Source organism: Streptomyces nogalater (assembly GCF_039532885.1).
Lineage (GTDB): Bacteria > Actinomycetota > Actinomycetes > Streptomycetales > Streptomycetaceae > Streptomyces > Streptomyces nogalater.
The window spans coordinates 87,956-110,273 of record NZ_BAAASM010000032.1 but is presented as its reverse complement, the minus strand read 5'-3'; the positions used below and the strand labels follow the sequence as shown (position 1 = coordinate 110,273).

The 22,318-nt window shown below is 72.7% G+C and carries 22 protein-coding genes and 1 tRNA gene; 5 read left to right on the top strand and 18 right to left on the bottom strand.

Annotated features, from left to right (window positions below; genetic code table 11):
• Nucleotides 1–494: 494 nt before the first annotated feature.
• From ABD350_RS21985 to ABD350_RS21970, 4 genes are all read right to left on the bottom strand, one after another.
• Nucleotides 495–1,619 (bottom strand): GuaB3 family IMP dehydrogenase-related protein, encoded by a 1,125-nt coding sequence (locus tag ABD350_RS21985; protein WP_344349938.1) that lies wholly within the window; start codon nucleotides 1,617–1,619, stop codon nucleotides 495–497.
• 137 nt (nucleotides 1,620–1,756) lie between these two features.
• A complete protein-coding gene (gene guaB, locus ABD350_RS21980; protein ID WP_344349937.1) occupies nucleotides 1,757–3,265 on the bottom strand; it encodes an IMP dehydrogenase in 1,509 nt (502 codons plus the stop codon).
• 163 nt (nucleotides 3,266–3,428) lie between these two features.
• Nucleotides 3,429–4,016 (bottom strand): sigma-70 family RNA polymerase sigma factor, encoded by a 588-nt coding sequence (locus tag ABD350_RS21975; protein WP_344349936.1) that lies wholly within the window; start codon nucleotides 4,014–4,016, stop codon nucleotides 3,429–3,431.
• Between the two features lie 1,014 nt (nucleotides 4,017–5,030).
• Entirely contained in the window at nucleotides 5,031–5,642 is a 612-nt protein-coding gene (locus tag ABD350_RS21970) for a response regulator transcription factor (RefSeq protein ID WP_003948568.1), read from the bottom strand.
• Nucleotides 5,643–6,023: 381 nt separating this feature from the next.
• On the opposite strand from ABD350_RS21970, the gene ABD350_RS21965 reads away from it, so the two are divergent.
• The gene (locus ABD350_RS21965) at nucleotides 6,024–6,353 is read left to right on the top strand and encodes a WhiB family transcriptional regulator (RefSeq protein WP_344349935.1); all 330 of its coding nucleotides are present in this window, start codon (nucleotides 6,024–6,026) and stop codon (nucleotides 6,351–6,353) included.
• Nucleotides 6,354–6,545: 192 nt separating this feature from the next.
• Here ABD350_RS21965 and ABD350_RS21960 read toward each other — a convergent pair whose 3' ends face one another.
• Nucleotides 6,546–7,445 (bottom strand): LysR family transcriptional regulator, encoded by a 900-nt coding sequence (locus ABD350_RS21960; RefSeq protein WP_344349934.1) that lies wholly within the window; start codon nucleotides 7,443–7,445, stop codon nucleotides 6,546–6,548.
• Nucleotides 7,446–7,526: 81 nt separating this feature from the next.
• On the opposite strand from ABD350_RS21960, the gene ABD350_RS21955 reads away from it, so the two are divergent.
• From ABD350_RS21955 to ABD350_RS21945, 3 genes are all read left to right on the top strand, one after another.
• The gene (locus ABD350_RS21955) at nucleotides 7,527–8,195 is read left to right on the top strand and encodes an MOSC domain-containing protein (protein ID WP_344349933.1); all 669 of its coding nucleotides are present in this window, start codon (nucleotides 7,527–7,529) and stop codon (nucleotides 8,193–8,195) included.
• 76 nt (nucleotides 8,196–8,271) lie between these two features.
• Nucleotides 8,272–9,045: an SDR family NAD(P)-dependent oxidoreductase gene (locus ABD350_RS21950; protein ID WP_344349932.1), complete on the top strand. Its 774-nt coding sequence runs from the start codon at nucleotides 8,272–8,274 to the stop codon at nucleotides 9,043–9,045.
• 87 nt (nucleotides 9,046–9,132) lie between these two features.
• Nucleotides 9,133–9,840, top strand: coding sequence for an ester cyclase (locus tag ABD350_RS21945; RefSeq protein WP_344349931.1), 708 nt, complete (start codon nucleotides 9,133–9,135; stop codon nucleotides 9,838–9,840).
• A 63-nt stretch (nucleotides 9,841–9,903) separates the two neighbouring features.
• Here ABD350_RS21945 and groL read toward each other — a convergent pair whose 3' ends face one another.
• The 4 genes from groL to ABD350_RS21925 form a co-directional block, all read right to left on the bottom strand.
• Nucleotides 9,904–11,529 (bottom strand): chaperonin GroEL, encoded by a 1,626-nt coding sequence (gene groL / locus ABD350_RS21940; protein WP_344349930.1) that lies wholly within the window; start codon nucleotides 11,527–11,529, stop codon nucleotides 9,904–9,906.
• A 119-nt stretch (nucleotides 11,530–11,648) separates the two neighbouring features.
• Entirely contained in the window at nucleotides 11,649–11,957 is a 309-nt protein-coding gene (gene groES / locus ABD350_RS21935) for a co-chaperone GroES (RefSeq protein WP_004955293.1), read from the bottom strand.
• A gap of 256 nt (nucleotides 11,958–12,213) precedes the next feature.
• On the bottom strand, nucleotides 12,214–13,044 hold the full coding sequence (locus ABD350_RS21930; RefSeq protein WP_344349928.1) for a polysaccharide deacetylase family protein: 831 nt from the start codon (nucleotides 13,042–13,044) through the stop codon (nucleotides 12,214–12,216).
• Nucleotides 13,041–13,940, bottom strand: a complete 900-nt coding sequence (locus tag ABD350_RS21925) for a polysaccharide deacetylase family protein (protein ID WP_344349927.1) — start codon at nucleotides 13,938–13,940, stop codon at nucleotides 13,041–13,043. Before ABD350_RS21925 ends, ABD350_RS21930 begins: the two co-directional genes overlap by 4 nt.
• 90 nt (nucleotides 13,941–14,030) lie before the next feature.
• On the opposite strand from ABD350_RS21925, the gene ABD350_RS21920 reads away from it, so the two are divergent.
• Entirely contained in the window at nucleotides 14,031–15,197 is a 1,167-nt protein-coding gene (locus tag ABD350_RS21920; protein WP_344349926.1) for a THUMP-like domain-containing protein, read from the top strand.
• Here the strand turns inward: ABD350_RS21920 and ABD350_RS21915 are convergent.
• From ABD350_RS21915 to tsaB, 9 genes are all read right to left on the bottom strand, one after another.
• Nucleotides 15,182–16,390, bottom strand: a complete 1,209-nt coding sequence (locus tag ABD350_RS21915) for an RNA polymerase sigma factor (protein ID WP_382466773.1) — start codon at nucleotides 16,388–16,390, stop codon at nucleotides 15,182–15,184. The two genes, ABD350_RS21920 and ABD350_RS21915, sit on opposite strands and share 16 nt — an antisense overlap.
• A gap of 200 nt (nucleotides 16,391–16,590) precedes the next feature.
• Nucleotides 16,591–16,947, bottom strand: coding sequence for a YciI family protein (locus tag ABD350_RS21910; protein WP_344349925.1), 357 nt, complete (start codon nucleotides 16,945–16,947; stop codon nucleotides 16,591–16,593).
• Between the two features lie 176 nt (nucleotides 16,948–17,123).
• Complete coding sequence (locus ABD350_RS21905; protein ID WP_344349924.1) at nucleotides 17,124–18,179, bottom strand: LCP family protein; 1,056 nt, start codon at nucleotides 18,177–18,179, stop codon at nucleotides 17,124–17,126.
• A gap of 153 nt (nucleotides 18,180–18,332) precedes the next feature.
• Entirely contained in the window at nucleotides 18,333–19,370 is a 1,038-nt protein-coding gene (locus tag ABD350_RS21900) for a LacI family DNA-binding transcriptional regulator (RefSeq protein ID WP_344349923.1), read from the bottom strand.
• A 160-nt stretch (nucleotides 19,371–19,530) separates the two neighbouring features.
• Nucleotides 19,531–19,603: transfer RNA gene (locus ABD350_RS21895), tRNA-Gly, on the bottom strand.
• Nucleotides 19,604–19,719: 116 nt separating this feature from the next.
• The gene (locus tag ABD350_RS21890) at nucleotides 19,720–19,977 is read right to left on the bottom strand and encodes a hypothetical protein (protein ID WP_344349922.1); all 258 of its coding nucleotides are present in this window, start codon (nucleotides 19,975–19,977) and stop codon (nucleotides 19,720–19,722) included.
• Nucleotides 19,974–21,086: a tRNA (adenosine(37)-N6)-threonylcarbamoyltransferase complex transferase subunit TsaD gene (gene tsaD, locus ABD350_RS21885; RefSeq protein WP_344349921.1), complete on the bottom strand. Its 1,113-nt coding sequence runs from the start codon at nucleotides 21,084–21,086 to the stop codon at nucleotides 19,974–19,976. Before tsaD ends, ABD350_RS21890 begins: the two co-directional genes overlap by 4 nt.
• Complete coding sequence (gene rimI / locus ABD350_RS21880) at nucleotides 21,079–21,579, bottom strand: ribosomal protein S18-alanine N-acetyltransferase (protein ID WP_344350067.1); 501 nt, start codon at nucleotides 21,577–21,579, stop codon at nucleotides 21,079–21,081. Before rimI ends, tsaD begins: the two co-directional genes overlap by 8 nt.
• A gap of 29 nt (nucleotides 21,580–21,608) precedes the next feature.
• On the bottom strand, nucleotides 21,609–22,265 hold the full coding sequence (gene tsaB, locus ABD350_RS21875; protein ID WP_344349920.1) for a tRNA (adenosine(37)-N6)-threonylcarbamoyltransferase complex dimerization subunit type 1 TsaB: 657 nt from the start codon (nucleotides 22,263–22,265) through the stop codon (nucleotides 21,609–21,611).
• Between the last annotated feature and the right edge of the window lie 53 nt (nucleotides 22,266–22,318).

The following is a 22,318-nucleotide window of genomic DNA, read 5'->3' as shown; positions in this document are numbered from 1 at the left end:
ACCTTGGGGACAGACGGAGCCCACCGCAGAGGCCACTGCGGCAGACTCCTGGATGGATCACGGAGTGTCCACCCCTAGTTCTCATAGGGGTGGCCGCTCACCATCCGAAGATCCGCAAGATCCACCTCCTCCGGAACTTCACCAGCCGAAGGCGAGTGCGGCCCCAGCGGTTGGGCTTGCGGTGGCGTCCCATGGGCGCCCCCTTCCACGATGCCGCCCATTGGCCCGGTGGGCGGTCCGTTGGAATTCGGGCCGGGCCCCGAGGGCGGGAGCCCGGTCCAGATCCTTGGAAGGGGGCGGCCCAGAGAGCTCGGGTCGCCGGTCACGGACATTACCGGCCCGCTACGCCCGTTCGGCCCACATTCGCCCCGAACACAACCGTGCGCCCCCTTTCGCACAGTGCGCCCCCGGGCACGAGCGCCCGGGCATGCGAAAGGGCCGGCCGTCCGCTCGGGACGACCGGCCCTCGGGGCGTCGCGGGGACCGCCCGGCGACTACCGCCGGTGCTGGCTGTCGGCCACCGTCACCTCGACCCGCTGGAACTCCTTCAGCTCGCTGTAGCCGGTGGTGGCCATGGCGCGGCGCAGGGCGCCGAAGAAGTTCATGGAGCCGTCCGGGGTGTGCGACGGACCGGTGAGGATCTCCTCGATCGTGCCGACCGTGCCGAGGCCGACCTTCTTGCCGCGGGGCAGCTCCTCGTTGACCGCCTCCATGCCCCAGTGGTGGCCCTTGCCGGGCGCGTCCGTGGCACGGGCCAGGGGGGAGCCCATCATGACGGCGTCGGCGCCGCAGGCGATCGCCTTGGGCAGGTCGCCGGACCAGCCGACACCGCCGTCCGCGATCACGTGCACGTACCGGCCGCCGGACTCGTCCATGTAGTCCCGGCGGGCCGCGGCCACGTCGGCGACGGCCGTCGCCATCGGGACCTGGATACCGAGGACGTTGCGCGTGGTGTGCGCGGCGCCGCCGCCGAAGCCGACCAGCACGCCGGCCGCACCGGTGCGCATCAGGTGCAGCGCGGCCGTGTACGTGGCGCAGCCGCCGACGATCACCGGGACGTCCAGCTCGTAGATGAACTGCTTGAGGTTCAGCGGCTCGTGCGAGGACGACACGTGCTCCGCCGACACGGTGGTGCCCCGGATGACGAAGATGTCCACGCCGGCGTCCACGACCGCCTTGGAGAACTGGGCGGTGCGCTGCGGGGAGAGCGCGGCGGCGGTGACCACACCGGCGTCGCGCACCTCCTTGATGCGGGCGCCGATCAGCTCCTCCTTGATCGGCGCCGCGTAGATCTCCTGGAGGCGGCGGGTCGCCTGCTCGGCGGTCAGCTCGGCGATCTCGTCCAGCAGCGGCTGCGGGTCCTCGTACCGGGTCCACAGACCTTCGAGGTTCAGCACACCGAGGCCGCCCAGCTCGCCGATGCGGATCGCCGTGGCCGGGGAGACCACGGAGTCCATGGGGGCGGCCAGGAACGGCAGCTCGAAGCGGTAGGCGTCGATCTGCCAGGCGATCGAGACCTCCTTCGGGTCCCGCGTACGGCGGCTGGGGACGACGGCGATGTCGTCGAAGGCGTACGCCCGGCGGCCGCGCTTGCCGCGCCCGATCTCGATCTCAGTCACGTCTTGGCCTTTCCCTGATGCGTTTCAGCGTCTTCCAGTATCGCCGACGGCTGCGACAGCGACCCCCACCCGCACGGCGAGGGCGGCCCCGGAGTCGTCCGGAGCCGCCCTCGAAGAGCCTCACGCGTGCGCGTGCGTCACTTCTTGCCGCTGTAGTTCGGTGCCTCGACCGTCATCTGGATGTCGTGCGGGTGGCTCTCCTTCAGGCCCGCCGAGGTGATCCGCACGAACCGGCCATTGGCCTGGAGCTCGGGCACGGTCCGGCCGCCGACGTAGAACATCGACTGGCGCAGGCCGCCGACCAGCTGGTGCACGACCGAGGACAGCGGGCCGCGGTAGGGCACCTGGCCCTCGATGCCCTCGGGGATCAGCTGCTCGTCGGAGGCGACGCCCTCCTGGAAGTAGCGGTCCTTGGAGAAGGACCTGCGGTCGCCGCGGGACTGCATGGCGCCGAGCGAGCCCATGCCGCGGTACGACTTGAACTGCTTGCCGTTGATGAACATCAGCTCACCCGGGGACTCCTCGCAGCCCGCGAGCAGCGAGCCGAGCATCACCGTGTCGGCGCCCGCGACCAGGGCCTTGGCGATGTCGCCGGAGTACTGCAGACCGCCGTCGCCGATCACCGGAACACCGGCGTCCTTGGCGGCGAGCGCGGCCTCGTAGATCGCGGTGACCTGCGGCACGCCGACGCCTGCGACGACGCGGGTGGTGCAGATGGAGCCGGGGCCGACGCCGACCTTGATGCCGTCGGCGCCCGCGTCGACCAGCGCCTGGGCGCCGTCGCGGGTGGCGACGTTGCCGCCGATGACGTCGACGCCGGAGGAGTTCGACTTGATCTTGGCGATCATGTCGCCGACCAGCCGGGAGTGGCCGTGCGCGGTGTCCACGACGATGAAGTCGACACCCGCCTCGATCAGCGCCTGGGCGCGCTCGAAGGCGTCGCCGGCCACGCCGACCGCCGCGCCGACCAGCAGGCGGCCCTCGGCGTCCTTGGCGGCGTTCGGGTACTGCTCCGCCTTGACGAAGTCCTTGACGGTGATCAGGCCCTTGAGGATGCCCGCGTCGTCGACCAGCGGCAGCTTCTCGATCTTGTGCTTGCGCAGCAGCTCCATGGCCTCCGGGCCGGAGATGCCGACCTTGCCGGTGACCAGCGGCATCGGGGTCATGACCTCGTGCACGCGGCGGCTGCGGTCGCTCTCGAAGGCCATGTCACGGTTGGTGACGATGCCGAGGAGCCGCTTGTCGCCGTCGGTCACCGGGACACCGCTGATGCGGAACTTGGCGCACAGCGCGTCGGCCTCGGCGAGCGTGGCCTCCGGGTGGATGGTGATCGGATCGGTCACCATGCCGGACTCGGAGCGCTTCACCAGGTCGACCTGGTTGGCCTGGTCCTCGATGGAGAGGTTGCGGTGCAGAACGCCGACACCGCCCTGGCGGGCCATCGCGATCGCCATGCGGGACTCGGTCACCTTGTCCATGGCGGCGGACAGCAGCGGGATGTTGACCCGCACATTGCGGGAGACGTACGAGGTGGTGTCGATCTCGTCGGGCGCCATGTCCGACGGGCCCGGCAGCAACAGCACGTCGTCGTAGGTCAGCCCGAGTGTCGCGAATTTACCGGGCACTCCGTCGACGTTGGCAGTCATGACACCTTCCCCAAATGGCCTTGATCGGTGCGGATGTCCATGCTAACGGGAAGCATCGCTAGCAAATTCCACGGTAACGGCTCGCTTCAGGCTTCGTATCTTCGTACGAAACCGTCGGTGCGCCCGTGCGGGGACGGGGCTACGGCGGCTCCGTCCAGGGGGATTACTGCTCGGCGAGCGCCCTGAGGCGGCTCAGTGCCCTGTGCTGGGCGACCCGGACCGCGCCGGGTGACATTCCCAACATCTGTCCCGTCTCCTCCGCGGTCAAGCCCACGGCGATACGCAGCAGAAGCAGTTCACGCTGGTTCTCCGGGAGATTGGCCAGCAGCTTCTTGGCCCACTCGGCGTCGCTGCTGAGCAGGGCGCGCTCCTCCGGGCCGAGGGAGTCGTCGGGCCGCTCGGGCATCTCGTCGGACGGCACCGCCGTCGACCCCGGGTGACGCATGGCGGCACGCTGGAGGTCGGCGACCTTGTGGGAGGCGATGGCGAAGACGAACGCCTCGAAGGGCCGGCCGGTGTCGCGGTAGCGCGGCAGCGCGAGGAGGACCGCGACGCAGACCTCCTGGGCGAGGTCCTCCACGAAGTGGCGGGCGTCGCCGGGGAGCCGGGACAGCCGCGTACGGCAATAACGCAGCGCCAGCGGGTGGACCCGGGCGAGCAGGTCGTGCGTGGCCCGCTCGTCCCCGTCGACGGCACGATGCACGAGGGCACCGATCGCCCCGGGGGCCGTGCCCGCCTCGTCGTCGCGCATCGGTCCATGGTGCCCTGTGGCCGCGCGGTCCGTCGCATCGTGCTCGTGGTTGTGCACCGAAGCGTTATGAGCAGGTGCGCCGGCACTCATCCCCTGCGCCCTCCCCTTCCGCTCGACCGACTCGTCCCCGAGAGACTCCACATCTCAAGGATGCGGCATCCGCGCCGAAACGAGCATCGCGCGTCCGGCGGGCCGCCTCGCGCACGCCTTTCCGGGGGACCGGCAGAGCGTACGCCGATCGGCCGCCCGCCCCGTGCCGGGGGCGCCGACGTGCGCCGGATCCCCGCCCCCGGGGCGCGGCACACCGGAGCGCACGCTCACCCGCCGGGGTGAACGGCGGGACCTACGGCTGGATCGAGCGCCGACGTGGCATGGACACGAGCGACTGCCACCAGGGCGACCACGCCGGTCGGGCGCCGTCCGCACCGCGCCGCACCGGGACCGCGACGGCACGACCCGCCCCGGCGCACCGGGCGGCACGCCGGAGACCTCGGCGCGCACGGAAAGCGTCGGATGTTTCTGTGGGCGTCGGTGACCGCGGGCCGACCGGCCGGACTCACCGAGCTGCACCCGCCCGCACATCCCGGCACCCCGGCCCACCCGTGTACGCCCGGCCCGCTCGGGCAGGCGACCCGGGTCGGGAGCCGTGGCGGGGGCGCGTGCAGGGGCGGGGCGGGGTACGGGTACGGGGGCGAGTCGGAGGCCCGGCGGGGCGCTACGCCCGGCGGGCGGTCCGGAACACCGGATCCCGGACCGTCGCCCGGAGTGCCGGGTCCGGTACCTCACGCGGAACACGCGGGACCGGGCCTCCGTCCGGGGTGCCGGGCCCCGCCCGTCGGCCGGGACCGTAGCCGGAGCACCACGTCCCCTTCGGTCACCCGAGGCATCAAGTCCGGCCCGTCACCCGAGGCATCAAGCCCGGCCCGTTCACCCGAAACGTCCCGTCCGGCCCGCCACCCGGAGCGCCGAGGCCGGCATGTCACCGGAGCCGATACCGACGCCGACGCCGGCGTGTCACCGGACCAGGCCCCAGCGGAAGCCGAGAGCCACCGCGTGGGCGCGGTCCGAGGCGCCCAGTTTCTTGAACAGGCGGCGGGCGTGCGTCTTGACCGTGTCCTCGGAGAGGAACAGCTCACGGCCGATCTCGGCGTTGGAGCGGCCGTGGCTCATGCCCTCCAGGACCTGGATCTCGCGCGCGGTGAGCGTGGGCGCCGCGCCCATCTCCGCCGAGCGCAGCCGGCGCGGGGCGAGCCGCCAGGTCGGGTCGGCGAGCGCCTGGGTCACCGTGGCCCGCAGTTCCGCGCGCGAGGCGTCCTTGTGCAGGTAGCCGCGGGCGCCGGCGGCGACCGCGAGGGCCACGCCGTCCAGGTCCTCGGCGACGGTGAGCATGATGATGCGCGCGCCCGGGTCTGCGGAGAGCAGCCGGCGCACGGTCTCGACGCCGCCCAGACCGGGCATGCGCACGTCCATCAGGATGAGGTCGGAGCGGTCGGCGCCCCAGCGGCGGAGGACTTCCTCGCCGTTGGCCGCCGTCGTCACACGCTCGACACCGGGCACGGTCGCGACCGCGCGGCGGAGCGCTTCTCGGGCAAGCGGGGAGTCGTCGCAGACGAGGACGGATGTCATGACCGCCCTCCGCAGCTGATGCGCGTCACCTTGAGCCTCCAGGCTGGTACGGAATCGTCACCTGTGCGGTCGACCGTCTCGGACGCCTGCCCGAGCGCTTGTTCTTTCAACCGCCTCCGCACTCTCAACGACGGTCACTCGAAAGAGTTACGGGCCCGCGTGCCGTCTTCGGCACTCTATGTGAGGGGACGGACACGGTGCAGACATGCCCGACGGACTCTCAACTTTTCATCACAACCTATGACCCATTTGGCCCCTTTTCTTCCCGTTTCGCAGTGTCCGGGGCTAGATTCGCAATGAGTCATATTTTCATCTCCTTAGACCGGAGATGTACGGTCGTTGGCACCGTACCCGCCCAGATCGGCGACAAGGGGTCACGTAATGGCAGATTTCTCCCGCCTTCCCGGACCGAACGCGGACCTGTGGGACTGGCAGCTGCTGGCTGCCTGCCGCGGCGTGGACAGCTCGCTCTTCTTCCACCCGGAGGGCGAGCGCGGGGCGGCTCGGAGCGCTCGCGAGAACTCGGCCAAAGAGGTCTGCATGAGATGCCCGGTCCGCGCGGAGTGCGCGGCGCACGCGCTGGCGGTGCGCGAGCCGTACGGCGTCTGGGGCGGCCTGACCGAGGACGAGCGCGAGGAGTTGATGGGGCGGGCACGCAACCGACTGGTGACGGCCTCCAGCACCGGCGGGGACACCGCTCAGGATCGCTGAAGGAACGTTTCTCCGGTCACGGTCCGCCGACCGGGTGCGTCAGCCCCTCCCGCGTGGGCGCGCGCCCATGCCGTCGGCGCTTACTTGTCGACGCCTACTCCTCGACGCGTGCTCCTCGACGCGTGCTCCTCGACGCGTGCTCCCGGGCGTCGTACTCCTGCCGGGCGCCCCGCTCCCCCGCGCGCCCGGCCGTTACATGCGCCCGGCCGCCCGGGCCAGTTGCTCCAGCGTCGCCGCCACGGCCGGCACCTGGGCCAGGTCGGGCAGGGTCAGGGCGACGATCTCCCGTCGTACCGCCGGTTCCAGCCGTACCGCGCGCACGCCTCGCGGCCGTACCGACTCCACGGCCAGCCGGGGCAGCACGGCGACCCCGAGACCCGCGCCGACCAGGCCGACCACGGCGGGATAGTCGTCGGTGGCGAAGTCGATGCGCGGGGTGAATCCGGCCCCCTCGCACACCTCGACCAGCTGGCCGCGGCAGCGCGGGCAGCCCGCGATCCACGGCTCCTGGGCCAGCTCGCCGATGGCGACGGTCTCCGCGCGCGCGAGCCGGTGCCGTTCGGGCACCAGGGCGACCAGGCGGTCCGTGAGCAGGGGCCGTACCACGAGGTCGTCCCACTCCTCGGCGACCGCGGCGCCCTCGTAGCGGAAGGCCAGGGCCAGGTCGCAGTCGCCCTCCCGCAGCAGCTGCACGGACTTCGGGGGCTCGGCCTCCTCCAGCGAGACGCGGGTGCCGGGGTGGGCGGCGCGGAGGGCGGCCAGGGCCGTCGGGACGAGCGTGGAGCTACCGCTGGGGAAGGAGACCAGCCGGACCCGGCCCGCGCGCAGGCCGGCGATGGCGGCGACCTCCTCCTCGGCCGCGGTGAGCCCGGCGAGGATGCCGGAGGCGTGCCGGACGAGGGCCTCGCCGGCCTGGGTGAGGCGCATCTCGCGTCCGTTGCGGACCAGCAGCGGGGTGCCGACCGAGGCTTCCAGGGCCTTCATCTGCTGGCTGACGGCGGGCTGGGTGCAGCCCAGTTCGCGCCCGGCCGCGGAGAAGGAGCCGGTGGTGGCGACGGCGCGCAGGACACGGAGATGACGGGCCTCGATCACCTTTCGAGCATAAGGCAACCTTTGGGCGGTGCGCCCGATAATGCTTCGACGCTTTGGGCGCGGATCGCTTAGCGTGCTGGGATGAAGCTTCTCTCCGTCAATGTGGGCCGTCCCCGGCCGGTGTCCTACACGAGCCAGCCGGACGGTGTGACCGGCATCGACAAGCAGCCCGCCGAGGGGCCGGTACGGGTGGTGGTGCCCGGCCCGAAGGGGGTCGGCGCGAGCGGGCTGGCCGGGGACGCGGTGTGCGACACGCGCCATCACGGCGGGAACGACCAGGCGGTGTACGCGTACGCCCGCGAGGACCTCGACGTATGGGAGCGGGAACTCGGCCGGCCCCTGGCCAACGGCTGCTTCGGCGAAAACCTGACGACGGAGGGTCTGGACGTCTCCGGTGCGCTGATCGGCGAGCGCTGGCGGATCGGTGCGGGGGTGATCCTGGAGGTGACCGCGGGCCGTATCCCGTGCGCCACGTTCCAGGGCCACATGGGCGAGCGTGGCTGGGTCAAGAGGTTCACACAGAAGGGCGCAACGGGTGCCTACCTCCGGGTGATCGAGCCGGGTGAGATCCGGTCGGGCGACCCGGTGGAGATCGTGCACCGGCCGGACCACGGGGTGACGGCGGCGATGCAGTTCCGCGCGGTCACCACCGAGCGCGAGCTGCTGCCCCGGCTGCTCGCGGCGGGCGAGGCACTGCACTCGGAGACGCTGGCGCAGGCCCGCAAGTACGTGGCGGGGCAGCGGGCCTGAACGGCCGTCGGCCGGGCGCGGGGCGGCCCGGGCACGGTCAGCGGAGGCTGTCGGTCCGGGTCACTACCCTTGGGCCATGACAACGGCTCTGATTACGGGATCGACCGCGGGGATCGGTGCCGCGTTCGCGCGGCGGCTGGCGGCGGACGGGCAGGACTTGGTGCTGGTGGCCCGGGACACCAGGCGGCTGCGCGAACAGGCGACCGAACTGCACGACCGGCACGGCGTCGAGGTGGAGGTGCTGGCCGCCGACCTCGCCACCGACGAGGGCATCGAGGCGGTGGCCGGCCGGCTCGGCGACCGGAAGAACCCGGTCGACCTGCTGATCAACAACGCCGGCTTCGGCAACAAGGGCCGCTATCTGGACGTCTCGATGGCGGACGAGCTGCGGATGCTGAAGGTGCACTGCGAGGCGGTGCTGCGGCTGACGTCGGCGGCGGCCGGGGCGATGCGCGAGCGCGGCCGGGGCGGGGTGGTGAACGTCGCCTCGGTGGCCGCCTTCGTGCCGCGCGGCACCTACGGCGCGTCGAAGGCGTGGGTCGTGCAGTTCACCCAGGGCGTGGCGCGGGACCTGACGGGCAGCGGGGTGCGGCTGATGGCGCTGTGCCCGGGGTTCGTGCGCACCGAGTTCCACCAGCGGGCCGGGATGGGCACGGACAACATCCCCGGCTGGCTGTGGCTGGACGCCGACAAGCTGGTCTCGGCGGCCCTGGCCGACCTGGCCCGCGGCAAGACACTGTCCATCCCGGACCCCCGGTACAAGGCGCTGATGGGGCTGGTGAAGGTCGCGCCGCGCGGGCTGCTGGGCGGGGTCAGCTCCCGTACGGGCCGCAAGTACGGGCCGCAGTGACGGGCTGGTGAGCGCGCGGGTGGCGCCGCCGTCCCGGTGGGAAAATGGGCGGGACGGTTACCGGACCAGGGGGCCGGAGGCGGTGCCATGACCTTCGTACAGCTCATCGAGTGCAGGACGAGCCGGCTGGACGAGATGAACCGGCTGATGGACGACTGGCTCCGGCGGACCCACGGCAGACGGACGGCGACGCACGCGGTGGTGGGCCGGGACCGCGCGGACGCGTCGCACGTGGTGGAGGTCGTGGAGTTCCCCTCGTACGAGGAGGCGCGGCGGGACACCGGCCTGCCGGAGGCGGAGCGGATCGTCCGGGAGCTGGCCGCGCTGTGCGAGGAGCGGCCGACGTTCACCGGTCTGGACGTCGTACGGGACGAGCGGCCGGCGGAGCGTGTCGTGCGCCGGTTCTTCGAGGCGCTGGGCACGGCGGGCGGGCTGCCGCCGCTGAACGACCTGCTGGACGAGGACGTCCACAGCCGCGACCCGATGAACCCGCAGGTCACCCTCGGACTGGACAACGCGCGCGCCGAGTTTCGGATGTGGCGCGGCGCCTTCGACTTCGCGTTCACGGTCGAAGAGGTGCTCGCCGAGGGCGACCGGGCCTGCGCCCGCTGGTCCTGGCGCGGCACGCACCAAGGCGACTTCCTGGGGATCGCACCCACAGGCCGGCAGGTCGCCATGACCGGGATGACCTTGTTCCGGTTCGGCACCGACGGGAAGATCACCGACCTGTGGTGGCAGCACGACCAGCTGGGGCTGATGCAGCAACTCGGCGCGCTGGACGACCTGGAGCGGTAGGCGGACAGGGCGAAGGCCCGGCACCCTCGACGGGTACCGGGCCTTCACTCACAGGCGGCTGCCTCAGTGGGCGTGGCCGTGGCTGTGGCCCGCGGCGGCCGGCTCTTCCTCTTCCTTCTTCTCGACGACCAGGGTCTCGGTCGTGAGCAGCAGGGAGGCGATGGAGGCGGCGTTCTCCAGAGCGGAGCGGGTGACCTTGACCGGGTCGATGACGCCGGCCTTGATCAGGTCGCCGTACTCGCCGGTGGCGGCGTTGTAGCCCTGGCCCTTGTCCAGGTCCTTGACCTTGGACACGATGACGTAGCCCTCCTGGCCGGCGTTCTCGCCGATCCAGCGCAGCGGCTCGACCACGGCGTTGCGGACCACGGCGACACCGGTGGCCTCGTCGCCGGTCTTGTCGAGGTTGCCCTCCAGGACCTTGGAGGCGTGGACCAGAGCGGAACCACCACCGGAGACGATGCCCTCCTCGACCGCGGCGCGGGTCGCGGAGATGGCGTCCTCCAGACGGTGCTTCTTCTCCTTCAGCTCCACCTCGGTGGCGGCGCCGACCTTGATCACGCACACGCCGCCGGCCAGCTTCGCGAGGCGCTCCTGGAGCTTCTCGCGGTCCCAGTCGGAGTCGGTGTTCTCGATCTCGGCCTTGATCTGGGCGACGCGGCCCTGCACGTCCTCGGACTTGCCGGCGCCGTCGACGATCGTGGTGTCGTCCTTGGTGACGGTGACGCGGCGGGCGGAGCCGAGCACGTCGAGGCCGACCTGGTCGAGCTTGAGGCCGACCTCCTCGGAGATGACGGTGGCGCCGGTGAGGACGGCCATGTCCTGGAGCATCGCCTTGCGGCGGTCGCCGAAGCCCGGGGCCTTCACCGCGACGGCGTTGAAGGTGCCGCGGATCTTGTTGACGACCAGGGTCGACAGGGCCTCGCCCTCGACGTCCTCGGCGATGATCAGCAGCGGCTTGGAGGAGCCGGCCTGGATGACCTTCTCCAGCAGCGGCAGGAGGTCCGCGATGGCGGAGATCTTGCCCTGCGTGATGAGGATGTACGGCTCGTCGAGGACGGCCTCCATGCGCTCCTGGTCCGTCACGAAGTACGGCGACAGGTAGCCCTTGTCGAAGGCCATGCCCTCGGTGAAGTCCAGCTCCAGACCGAAGGTGTTGGACTCCTCGACGGTGATGACACCGTCCTTGCCGACCTTGTCCATGGCCTCGGCGATCAGCTCGCCGACCTGCTGGTCCTGGGCGGACAGCGCGGCGACGGCGGCGATGTCGGACTTCTCGTCGATCGGGCGCGCGGTGGCGAGCAGGTCCTCGGAGACGGCCTTGACGGCGGCGTCGATGCCCTTCTTCAGGGCGGCCGGGGAGGCGCCGGCGGCGACGTTCTTCAGGCCCTCGCGGACCAGCGCCTGGGCGAGCACGGTGGCGGTGGTGGTGCCGTCACCGGCGATGTCGTTGGTCTTGGTCGCCACCTCCTTCACCAGCTGGGCGCCGAGGTTCTCGTACGGGTCCTCGATCTCGACCTCGCGGGCGATCGTGACACCGTCGTTGGTGATGGTGGGGGCGCCGAACTTCTTGTCGATGACGACGTTGCGGCCGCGGGGGCCGATCGTCACCTTGACCGTGTCGGCAAGCTTGTTGACGCCGCGCTCAAGGGCGCGACGGGCGTCCTCGTCGAACTTCAGGATCTTCGCCATGGCAGCGGGAGCCCTCTCGGAAATCTGTGGGTGAAAAACGCCGCGCCCCGGGCGCCCGGCTTCTTATCGATTCGCGGGGGCCAGGGGCGCAGCTTCAAGCAGAGAGTCGCTTGAGGTGATTACTTCTCGATGATCGCGAGCACGTCGCGAGCCGAGAGGACGAGGTACTCGTCGCCGTTGTACTTCACCTCGGTGCCGCCGTACTTGCTGTAGAGGACGACGTCGCCGACCTTGACGTCGAGCGGAAGGCGCTCGCCGTTCTCGAACCGGCCCGGGCCCACGGCGAGGACGGCGCCCTCCTGGGGCTTCTCCTTCGCGGTGTCCGGAATGACCAGGCCAGAGGCCGTGGTCTGCTCGGCGTCCAGCGGCTGGACCACGATGCGGTCCTCAAGCGGCTTGATGGCAACCTTGGAGCTGGCGGTCGTCACGATCCGACCTCCCCCTTCGGAGATCTCACGGGGTTAACTGTCTGAGGTGGCGACCAGGTCGATCCGTCGTCGCGGGTGCCGGACCTGCCCGTCGCGTTTGTTGGCACTCTCACCTGCGGAGTGCCAGAGCCGAGACTATGACCGTGGTTAGCACTCGGTCAAGCGGAGTGCCAATGCCGTGCGGCGCGTCGGCGGTGAATCGGCCGTCCCGGCGTTGACCGGCGGGCCTCGACCGTGCCGGCCGGTGCCGGAGAAGTCAGACGTAGTCCTCCAGGCGCGCCACCGTCAGGCCCTGCTCCTGGGCCGCCCGGAGAACCCGCGCCGTGCGCTCGCGCAGGGGGACGTCCGCCGGCTCGTCGGGGTCCACCAGGACGATGTCGCCGGGGGCCGGACGGCGGGTGAGGCCGGCCGGGGTGAGGGCGGTGCGCCACAGCACGACCGCGGAGATGCCGCAGTCGGCGGCGGCGCGCAGGGTGGTGCGGTCGTAGGAGCCGTAGGGCGGGCGGAACAGGCGGGGGCGGACGCCCAGGCGGGCGTGGAGGCGGTCCTGCTGGCCGCAGATCCCGGCGCGCTGGCCGGCGTACGGCAGTCCGGCCGGGGCCCGGTGGTCGAGGGTGTGGTTGCCGATGCCGGCGCCGAGCGCGCGCAGGCGGGCGAAGTGGCGGTAGCCGGGCGCGGCGACGCTGTCGGTGAGGAACAGGGTGACCGGGAGGCGCAGTTCACGGACCATGTCGACGAAGCGGGGGTCGCGTTCGGCGCCGTCGTCGTAGGTGAGGAAGACGACCGGGTCGCGGGTGGGGACGTGGTCGATCACCGGGGGCAGGGCGGGGGCCGCCGGGTGTCCGGCGAGCGGGCGGACCGGGCGGGCCGGGTGGACCGGGGAGCGGGCGAGCGGGCGGGCCAGGCCCCAGTGCCGGTAGGCCCGCCCGGCGGCGGTGGCGGTGGCGGTGGCGGTGGCGGTGGCGTGCGGGCGTACCCCTTCGGCGGCCTTCTTGCCGAGGCGTTCGATGGGGTCGACGGACTGGGCGCAGCCCGTCAGGAGCAGGGCCGAGGCGAGGACCGCGGCGGGGCCCCGCAGCCGCCTCACAGGTAGTCCTCCAGACGGGCGACGGCGTAGCCCTCGCGGGTGACCTTGTTCAGGAAGCGCCGCATGTCGTCCACCATCGTGCCGTTCCAGTCGTCCCGGCCGCGGAAGTGGGTGAGGACGATGTCGCCGGGGTGCAGCCGGCGGTCCCAGTCGCGGTACTCCCAGTGGTCGACGAAGACCTCCTCGTCCCAGATCGGCGCGTACTTGATGCCGCACTCCTTGGCGGCCCGCAGGGTGTCGCCGTTGTAGTTGCCGTACGGCGGCCGGAAGACGGTGGGCGCCTTGCCGAACTGCTTCTTCATGACGGTCTGCATGCCGCAGATCTCGTCGCGCTGCTCCTCGTAGGACAGGCCGGGCAGGTAGGGGTGGGTGAGAGTGTGGTTGTTGAGGGTGACGCCCTGGGCCTGCATCCGGCGGAAGTAGCCGTAGTCGTCCTCGATGACGTAGTTGCTGAGGAACGCGGTGTACGGCACTTTCAACTCGCTCATCATGCGCAGGAACGCCGGGTCCTTCTCGGCGCCGTCGTCGATGGTGAGGAAGACGACCTTCTGCCGGGTGGGAACGGTGGTGAAGACCGGGGGGAGGTTCTCCTCCTCCTGGCCGTCCACCTCGAAGCCGTCCCGGGGGGTGATCCGGGGTTTCTCGGCGGGCGGGGCCGGAGGGGTGAGGGGGGCCCGGTCCAGTCCCCAGCGCCGGGCGGCGGCGGCCAGCCGGGCGTGTTCGGCGGCCTGGCGGGCGCGGGGGTCCAGGGGGTGGGCGGGGCCGCCCTGGGCGGGGGCCGGGGCGGGGTCGCCGGCGCAGCCGGACAGGAGGGCGGCCAGTGCGAGGGCGGTGGTGGCCGCGGCCGTCCTCGCGACCCGCGCCCGACTTTTGTCATTTTGTACTACTACTCGCATGGTGCCGGATCCTCCCAGGCCCCGGCCCGCGCCCCGGGCCGACACCGCCGCCGCGGGCGCACCATCCACCGACTGGCCCACAATGAGCCGGTGAACGACCTCGCTCTCCTCCTCACCCCCGAAGGCCGCGCCCTCCTCGACGAGGTACGCGACACCGAGCCCGCGCGGGAACTGGCCGTGGCCACCCGGCTGCGCCGCGACCACCCCGCCGAACTGGTCTCGGCCGCGCTGGGCCAGGCCCGGCTGCGGCAGCGGGCGGTGGCCAAGTTCGGGGCCCAGGACGCCGGGCGGATGTTCTTCACCCCGAACGGGGTCGAGCAGTCCACCCGGGCGAGCGTGGCGGCGTACCGGGCGCGGCGGCTGACGGAGCTGGGCGTGACCTCCGTGGCCGACCTGTGCTGCGGCATCGGCGGGGACGCGATCGCGCTGGCGCGGGCCGGGATCCGGGTGCTGGCCGTGGACCGCGACCCGCTGACCGCGGCGGCGGCCCGCGCCAACGCCGAGGCGCTGGGCCTGGCCGAGCTGATCGAGGTGCGCGAGGCCGATGTGACGGAGGTGGACACCGCCGGGTACGACGCGGTGTTCGCGGACCCGGCCCGGCGCGGCGGGCGCGGCCGGGTGTTCGACCCGGAGGCGTACTCGCCGCCGCTGTCCTGGGCGGTCGAGACGGCCCGCCGGGCGCCCCACGCGGCGCTGAAGATCGCCCCCGGCATCCCCCACGACATCGTGCCGGCCGAGGCCGAGGCCGAGTGGATCTCGGACGGCGGGGACGTGAAGGAAGCCGTGCTGTGGTTCGGGACCGGGGCGCCGGGAGCCGTACGGGCCACGCTGCTGCCGGGCCCGCGCACGCTGCTCGGCCGGGGCCTGCCCGACCCGGCGGTGCGGCCGGTGGGGCGGTACCTGTACGAGCCGGACGGCGCGGTCATCCGCGCGCACCTGGTCGCGGAGGTGGCCGAGGAGCTCGGCGGCGGACTGCTGGACGCGACCATCGCCTACGTCACCGCCGACGAGGCGCGGCCCACGCCGTACGCCACCGGCTACGAGATCACCGACCGGCTGCCCTTCAACGTCAAGCGGCTCAAGGCCCTGCTGCGCGAACGCGGGGTCGGCACGCTGACCGTGAAGAAGCGCGGCTCGGCCGTCGAGCCGGAGGAGCTGCGCCGCAAGGTACGGCCGCAGGGGCCGAACGCGGCCACCGTCTTCCTCACCCGGGTGGCGGGGGCGCCGACGATGCTGATCGGTCAGCCGCTGGGCTGATCCGCCCGGCGCAGCAGCAGCGCGCGTTCGCGCCCGTTGCGGGTCAGCTCCGCCGCCCGGAGGAACTCCTCGCGGGCCTCGGCGGTACGTCCCAGCCGGGACAGCAGGTCGCCGCGGACGCTGGGCAGCAGGTGGTAGCCACGCAGCGCGGGCTCGGCGGCCAGGGCGTCCACCAGGTCCAGGCCCCGCTCGGGGCCGTCGGCCATCGCCACGGCGACCGCGCGGTTCAGCTCGACCACCGGGGACGGCGCGCGGGCGGCCAGCAGGCCGTACAGGGTGGCGATGGCCCGCCAGTCGGTCTCCTCGTAGGTGTGGGCGCGCGCGTGGCAGGCGGCGATGGCCGCCTGGAGGGCGTACGGTCCCGGCGGGCCCGCCGCGGTGGCTCCGGCGCGCTCCAGCGCGTGCACCCCGCGCGCGATGAGCATGCGGTTCCAGCGGCGGCGGTCCTGGTCCCTCAGCAGCACCGGTGTGCCGTCGAGGGCAACGCGGGCGGGGGTGCGGGACGCCTGGAACTCCAGCAGCGCGGTCAGGCCGTGCACCTCGGGCTCCCCGGGCATCAGCCCGGACAGCACCCGGGCCAGCCGCAGCGCGTCCTCGCACAGGCCGGGGCGCAGCCAGTCGTCGCCCTCGGTGGCCGCGTACCCCTCGTTGAAGATCAGGTAGATGACGTCCAGGACGGAACCGAGGCGGGCCTCGCGGTCGGGGCCGTACGGCACCTCGAAGGCGACGTTCTTCGCCGCCAGGGTGCGCTTGGCGCGGACGATCCGCTGGGCGACGGTCGGCTCCGGCACCAGGCAGGCGCGGGCGATCTCGGCCGTGGTCAGGCCGCCGAGCAGGCGCAGGGTGAGCGCGGTGCGGGCCTGCGGGGACAGCACCGGGTGGCAGGCGGTGAAGACCAGCCGGAGCAGGTCGTCGTCGATGCCGTCCGGGTCGGCGGGCTCCTCGGGCGGCGCCGTGGTCTCCAGGTGCCGGCCGATCTCGGCGAGTTTGCGGGCGTAGACCTCACGGCGCCGGACCAGGTCGACGGCCCGGTGCCGGGCGGTGGCCATCAGCCAGGCGCCGGGGTTGCCGGGCACGCCGTCCCGGGGCCACCGCTCCAGCGCGGCGACCAGCGCGTCCTGCGCCAGTTCCTCGGCGATGCCGACGTCCCGTACGATCCGCGCGACGCCGGCGATCACCCGCGGCGCCTCCATCCGGAAGACGGTCTCGATGGCGTGGGCGGGAGTGGGGCCGGCGGTGGAGGCGGCGGTGGCGCCGGGTCGCGGGACGGAGGGCCGGGCGGGCAGGGCCCCCGAGTCGGGCGGCTCGGGGGACGCACTGGTCGGCCGGGCTGCCGTGGGCTGTGGTCGCACAGCCCACATGCAACACCGTCCGGGGGCTTCGGCCAAGCGGCTCAGCCCTCGTTGATCTCCCGCAGTTCGCAGGCGATGGTCCACTCCGGGCCGTGGACGCCCAGGAAGCGGCGGGTCCACTCCAGGGCCTCGGCGCGGTCCTTGCACTGCATGAGCGCATAGCCTCCGACGACCTCCTTGGCCTCGGTGAACGGCCCGTCGGTGACGGAGACGCGCTCGCCGTCCCAGTCCACCCGGGCGCCCTGTGCGGCCGGGGTCAGCCCGGCGGTGTCGAGCAGGACGCCGGCCTTGGTCATCTCCTCGATCAGCTCGCCCATCCGGCGCATCAGGTCCGCGCTGGGGCCCTCGGCGGGCGCGGTGGTCTCGTCGATGCGCACGAGCGACAGGTAGCGGGGCATTGGTGTCTCCCTCGGTCGGGCTGCGGGGCCTTTCCCCGCCGCTCACCTGTACGTCGAACGGGAGACGCCCGGATCGACACGCGTCCGGAAAAAATTCCGGGGAAGTTTTTCCGCCGCCCCTGACAGCACCCCGATGCCCCCGATGCCCCCCCGATGCCCCCGAAACGCCCCGCGGGTCAGCGCAGGGACGCCCAGAGCTCGCTCGCCCGGGGTTCCTCGGGGATCACGCGGTTGGGGTCGGAGGGGGCCGTGACGACCGGCATCGTCACGGTCGTCACCCGGTCGGCGGTCAGACCGTCCAGGCTCCGGCCGAGGCTCATCAGCTCGCTCAGGGAGTCCAGTCCGGTGTCGGTGGTCAGGCCCGCGGTGGCGGCGTCGGCGACCTGGTACAGCCGGGCCGGGTCGGTGAGCAGTCCGGCGTCGGAGACCTGCTCCAGCAGGGCCTTCACCAGCGTCTGCTGGAGCCCTATGCGGCCCAGGTCGCTGCCGTCGCCGATGCCGTGCCGGGTGCGGGCGAGGGCCAGGGCCCGGGTGCCGTCGAGGTGGTGGGTGCCGGCCGCGAGGTGGAGGTGGCTCTGGTCGTCGTCGATGTCCTGGCCGGTGGTGACGTCCACCCCGCCGAGCGCGTCGACCAGCCGGGCGAAGCCGGAGAAGTCGATTTCGAGGTAGTGGTCCATGCGGACGCCGGTGAGGGTCTCCACGGTCTTCACCGCGCACACCGGACCGCCCACGGCGTAGGCGCTGTTGAACATCGCGCCGTACGCCGGTGCCGAGGTGCCGCCCGAGTCGAGCGGGCAGGACGGGCGGGTGACGAGCGTGTCGCGCGGGATGCTGACCACGGTCGCCGTCGTCCGGCCCGCGTCGAGGTGTACGACCATCGCCGTGTCGGACCGGGCGCCGTCGCTGTCCCCGCCGCCCAGTTCCCGGTTGGCCGCGCCGCTGCGCGAGTCCGAGCCGAGGACCAGGATGTTCAGCGAGCCGGTGGGCACCGGGGAGGCGCCGGCGGGGGCGGTGGGTGCGGGGGTGAGCATCGCGCGGGCGGGCCGGTCGTCGCCGAGCGCGCTGTCGATGTCGACGCTCGTGATGTTGTGGTTCAGGTGCCAGTACGCCCAGCCGGCCGCCGCGGCGGCCAGCACCAGGGTGCCCGTCAGGGTCAGGCCGGCGATCCTGAGCGCCCTGGACCGCCGGCCCGTCCGTCTGCCCGCGTCGCCTTGCTCCTCGTGTCGCGTCACGACAGGAACATAAGTCCGAATGATGAACGGATTGTCAGCGCTTTCGTCACGAGCCGGTTTTCTTGTGAAATTCTCATCCACGGTCCAACGCCGGCCGCCGTGCGAGGTGTTGGCGCGGGAAGACGGCCGCGCCGGACCGGACCCCCCGGAACGTCAGCTTCCGGACGTCGCCGGTGCCGCGGTGCTGGAGCGCACCACCAGGCTCGTCGCCAGCTCGACCCGGGTCGCCGCCCGCTCGTCCTCGGCCCGCCCCAGCTCCAGCACCAGCCGGGCCGCGGCCTCGGCCATCTCGGTCAGCGGCTGCCGTACGGTGGTCAGCGGCGGGCCCACCCAGCGGGCCACCGGCAGATCGTCGAAGCCGACCACGCTGAGGTCCTCCGGGATGCGCAGGCCCAGCTCCCGGGCCGCCTCGTACAGCCCGAGGGCCTGAAGGTCGTTGCCCGCGAAGACGGCGGTGGGCCGGTCCGGGCGGCGCAGCAGCTCCAGTCCCAGGCGGTACCCGGCGTCGTGGTGGAAGTCGCCGGTCAGCACCAGCGAGGGGTCCACGGGCAGCCCGGCCGTCTCCAGTGCCGCCCGGTAGCCGTCCATCCGGGCGCGGCTGCCCATCATCCGGGACGGGCCGCTGATCGCGCCGATCCGGGTGTGGCCGAGCTCCACCAGGTGCCGGGTGGCGGCGAGCCCGCCCTGCCAGTTGGTGGCGCCGATGGAGGGCACGTCCGGACCGGGGTCGCCGGCCGGGTCCATCACCACGAACGGGATGGAGCGGCTGGTCAGCAGGGCCCGCTGGGACTCGTCGAGGTCGGACAGCACCAGCACCACGCCGTGCGGGCGGCGGGCGGCGACCTGGTCGGCCCAGGTCCGGCCGGGGGTGAGCCGGCCGGCCGACTCGGACAGCACCACGCTCAGCCCGGCGTCCCTGGCCGCGTTCTCCACGCCCCGGATGACCTCCAGCGCCCAGGCGCTCTCCAGTTCGTGGAAGACGAGGTCGATCAGCGGCGAGCGGGACGCCTCGGCACGCCGGCGCCGGTAGCCGTAGGAGCGCAGCAGTTCCTCGACCCGGGTGCGGGTCGCCGGGGCGACGTCGGCGCGGCCGTTGAGGACCTTCGAAACAGTCGGGGCGGAGACCCCGGCCTCCCGGGCGATCTCGGCGAGCGTCGCCGTCTGTGTTTCTGCGGGCTTCGAAGGCTTCATACCGGCGATCGTAGCGGCGCGGAAGCGCACGACGAAGTGCCGTGCACCGCACGGCACTTCGGAACATTCGGCGCACGGGTCGAAACATTCGAACCCCCGCGCGCTTCTCGGCGCAACGCGAACACCCCGCCTCCGGTAATCCCGGGGGCGGGGTGTCGAGTGGAGCGCCGGGCAGGCCTTGCACCTGCATCTCCCCGCAGGAAGCGGGGCGTCTTTCCTTGGACCACCAACGCACTTGCTCCGGGCCGGTGTTCCGGCCGTTCGCTGTGTGATGATCATAGCGCAGGAAGGGGGTGCCTCCGCAACCCCGGCAGTCACACCAGCCTCGGCAGCCTCACGCCCCTGGGTCTCAGTCGTCCGCCACCGACTCGAACCGCCACCGGTGCGCGGCCCGCGTCACCAGCTCCGGGTCCGGCTCGGGCAGCTCCGGCAGCGGGGCGTCGTACGGCGCGTCCCACCAGGTGACGACGAGCACCCGGTCCTGCGGCGCGCGGAAGGTCTCCCGGCGCAGCGGCTCCTCGGCCAGGCGCTGGGCGCGGGCCCAGGCGAGCAGATCGGCGCCCCGCCCCTCGGCCGCCCGCGCCTCCCACATCAAGGCGACGGTCACGAGTACAGGTTCTCCTTGCTGACTTCGTGCACGTGGTCGTGGTCGTGGCCATGGCCGTGCCCGGGGACGTGCGGGTCGGTCACCGGCAGGGAGGAGTCGGCCGACAGGTCCCAGCTGGAGGCGGCCCGGTTGCGGGCGACCATCTCGGCGCCCAGCGCGGCCACCATCGCCCCGTTGTCCGTGCACAGCTTGGGGCGCGGCACACGCAGCCGGATGCCGGCCGCCTCGCAGCGCTCCTGGGCGAGGGCCCGCAGCCGGGAGTTGGCCGCGACGCCGCCGCCGATCATCAGGTGGTCCACGCCCTCGTCCTTGCAGGCGCGGACGGCCTTGCGGGTCAGCACGTCGACCACGGCCTCCTGGAAGGAGGCGGCCACGTCGCGGACCGGGACCTCCTCGCCGGCCGCGCGCTTGGCCTCGATCCAGCGGGCCACGGCGGTCTTCAGGCCGGAGAAGGAGAAGTCGTACGCCGGGTCGCGGGGGCCGGTCAGGCCGCGCGGGAAGGCGATGGCCCGCGGGTCGCCCTCCCTGGCGTAGCGGTCGATGACGGGACCGCCGGGGAAGCCCAGGTTCAGCACGCGGGCGATCTTGTCGAAGGCCTCGCCGGCCGCGTCGTCGATCGTCGCGCCCATCGGACGCACGTCGGAGGTGATGTCCTCGGACAGCAGCAGCGAGGAGTGGCCGCCGGAGACCAGCAGGGCCATCGTCGGCTCGGGCAGCGGGCCGTGCTCCAGCTGGTCCACGCAGATGTGCGAGGCGAGGTGGTTGACGCCGTACAGGGGCTTGCCCAGGGCGTAGGCGTACGCCTTGGCCGCCGAGACGCCGACGAGCAGGGCGCCCGCGAGACCGGGGCCCGCGGTGACCGCGATGCCGTCCAGGTCCTTGGCGCTGACCCCCGCCTCCTTCAGCGCGCGGTCGATGGTGGGGACCATCGCCTCCAGGTGGGCCCGGGACGCCACCTCCGGCACGACGCCGCCGAACCGGGCGTGCTCGTCGACGCTGGAGGCGACGGCATCCGCCAGCAGGGTGGTGCCGCGGACGATGCCGACGCCGGTCTCGTCGCAGGAGGTCTCGATGCCGAGTACGAGAGGCTCGTCGCGTCGTTCAGTCATTGCTCTCGGTTCCTTGTACGGGGGCGGACCCGGCGGCGGAGCCGCTGTCGGATCCGGTGGTCAGGCGCATCACCAGGGCGTCCACGTTGCCGGGCTGGTAGTAGCCGCGCCGGAAACCGACGGGGACGAAGCCGAAGCGTTCGTAGAGCTTCTGGGCGCGGACGTTGTCGACCCGGCATTCGAGCATCACGTCGGGGCATTCGAACGCGGTCGCCGCGCGCAGCAGTTCCGCCAGCAGGCGGGCGCCGAGTCCGGTGCCCTGGTGGTCGCGGGCGACGGCGATGGTCTGGACGTCGGCCACGTCACCGGCCGCGGCCAGGCCCGCGTACCCGACGATCCGGCCGTCGGCGGTCTCGGCGACGAGATAGCACCGGGTGGACTCGGGGCCCCGGGCGTGGGCCAGTTCGGACCAGAACATCCCGCGGGACCAGGCGTCCTCGGGAAACAGGTCCCGCTCCAGCTCCAGGACCGGGTCGATGTCCCACCAGCGCATCTCGCGCAGTCGGGGAGGTGCCGGCTGTGTCACTTGGGGGTGACCACCTTGTAGTTCTTGGGGACCTGGGCGTCCGGGCGGCGCAGGTACAGCGGCCGGGGCGCGGGCAGTTCCTCGCCCGCGGCCAGCCGCTCCGCCGCGAGCGAGGCGAGCGCGGCGGCGGACACGTGCTCGGGCTCGTGGGCGCTCGGGAACGTGTCGGGGTAGAGCAGCGCGCCCGCGCCGACCGCGGGAAGGCCCGCGACCCGCGCGGCGATGTCGGCGGGGCGGTCCACGGCCGGATCGGTCAGCCGGGTGCGGGAGTCGGCGTACGTCGCCCAGTAGACCTCCTTGCGCCGGGCGTCGGTCGCCACGACGAAGGGGCCCTTCTCGATGTCGGCGGCGTAGGCGAGGCCGTCCAGCGTGCACACGCCGTACACCGGGACGCCGAGCGCGAGGCCGAAGGTGTCCGCGGTCATCAGGCCGACGCGCAGACCGGTGTAGGGGCCGGGCCCGGTGCCGACGACGACGCCGGTGACGGCCTCCAGCTTCAGTCCGGCCTCGGCGAGGACCCGGTCGACGGCCGGCAGCAGCAGCTCTCCGTGCCGGCGCGCGTCCACCTGGCTCGACGAGGCGATGACGTCCGTGCCGTCGTGCAGCGCGACGGTGACGGCGGGTGTGGCGGTATCCAGAGCGAGCAAGAGCACGCGAACAGCCTACGGCGCTCGCGGCTCGCGCACGGCCGCCCGGGACGAACGGT

Coding starts and splice junctions, on each gene's coding strand:
- ABD350_RS21925 (WP_344349927.1), bottom strand. CDS start 13,940: ATGCGAGTAGTAGTACAAAATGACAAAAGTCGGGCGCGGGTCGCGAGG.
- guaB (WP_344349937.1), bottom strand. CDS start 3,265: ATGACTGCCAACGTCGACGGAGTGCCCGGTAAATTCGCGACACTCGGG.
- ABD350_RS21945 (WP_344349931.1), top strand. CDS start 9,133: ATGACCTTCGTACAGCTCATCGAGTGCAGGACGAGCCGGCTGGACGAG.
- ABD350_RS21970 (WP_003948568.1), bottom strand. CDS start 5,642: ATGACATCCGTCCTCGTCTGCGACGACTCCCCGCTTGCCCGAGAAGCG.
- ABD350_RS21965 (WP_344349935.1), top strand. CDS start 6,024: ATGGCAGATTTCTCCCGCCTTCCCGGACCGAACGCGGACCTGTGGGAC.
- ABD350_RS21910 (WP_344349925.1), bottom strand. CDS start 16,947: ATGCCCCGCTACCTGTCGCTCGTGCGCATCGACGAGACCACCGCGCCC.
- ABD350_RS21915 (WP_382466773.1), bottom strand. CDS start 16,390: ATGGAGGCGCCGCGGGTGATCGCCGGCGTCGCGCGGATCGTACGGGAC.
- ABD350_RS21950 (WP_344349932.1), top strand. CDS start 8,272: ATGACAACGGCTCTGATTACGGGATCGACCGCGGGGATCGGTGCCGCG.
- ABD350_RS21900 (WP_344349923.1), bottom strand. CDS start 19,370: ATGAAGCCTTCGAAGCCCGCAGAAACACAGACGGCGACGCTCGCCGAG.
- tsaD (WP_344349921.1), bottom strand. CDS start 21,086: ATGACTGAACGACGCGACGAGCCTCTCGTACTCGGCATCGAGACCTCC.
- groL (WP_344349930.1), bottom strand. CDS start 11,529: ATGGCGAAGATCCTGAAGTTCGACGAGGACGCCCGTCGCGCCCTTGAG.
- ABD350_RS21955 (WP_344349933.1), top strand. CDS start 7,527: ATGAAGCTTCTCTCCGTCAATGTGGGCCGTCCCCGGCCGGTGTCCTAC.
- ABD350_RS21975 (WP_344349936.1), bottom strand. CDS start 4,016: ATGCGCGACGACGAGGCGGGCACGGCCCCCGGGGCGATCGGTGCCCTC.
- rimI (WP_344350067.1), bottom strand. CDS start 21,579: ATGCGCTGGTGGGACATCGACCCGGTCCTGGAGCTGGAGCGGGACCTG.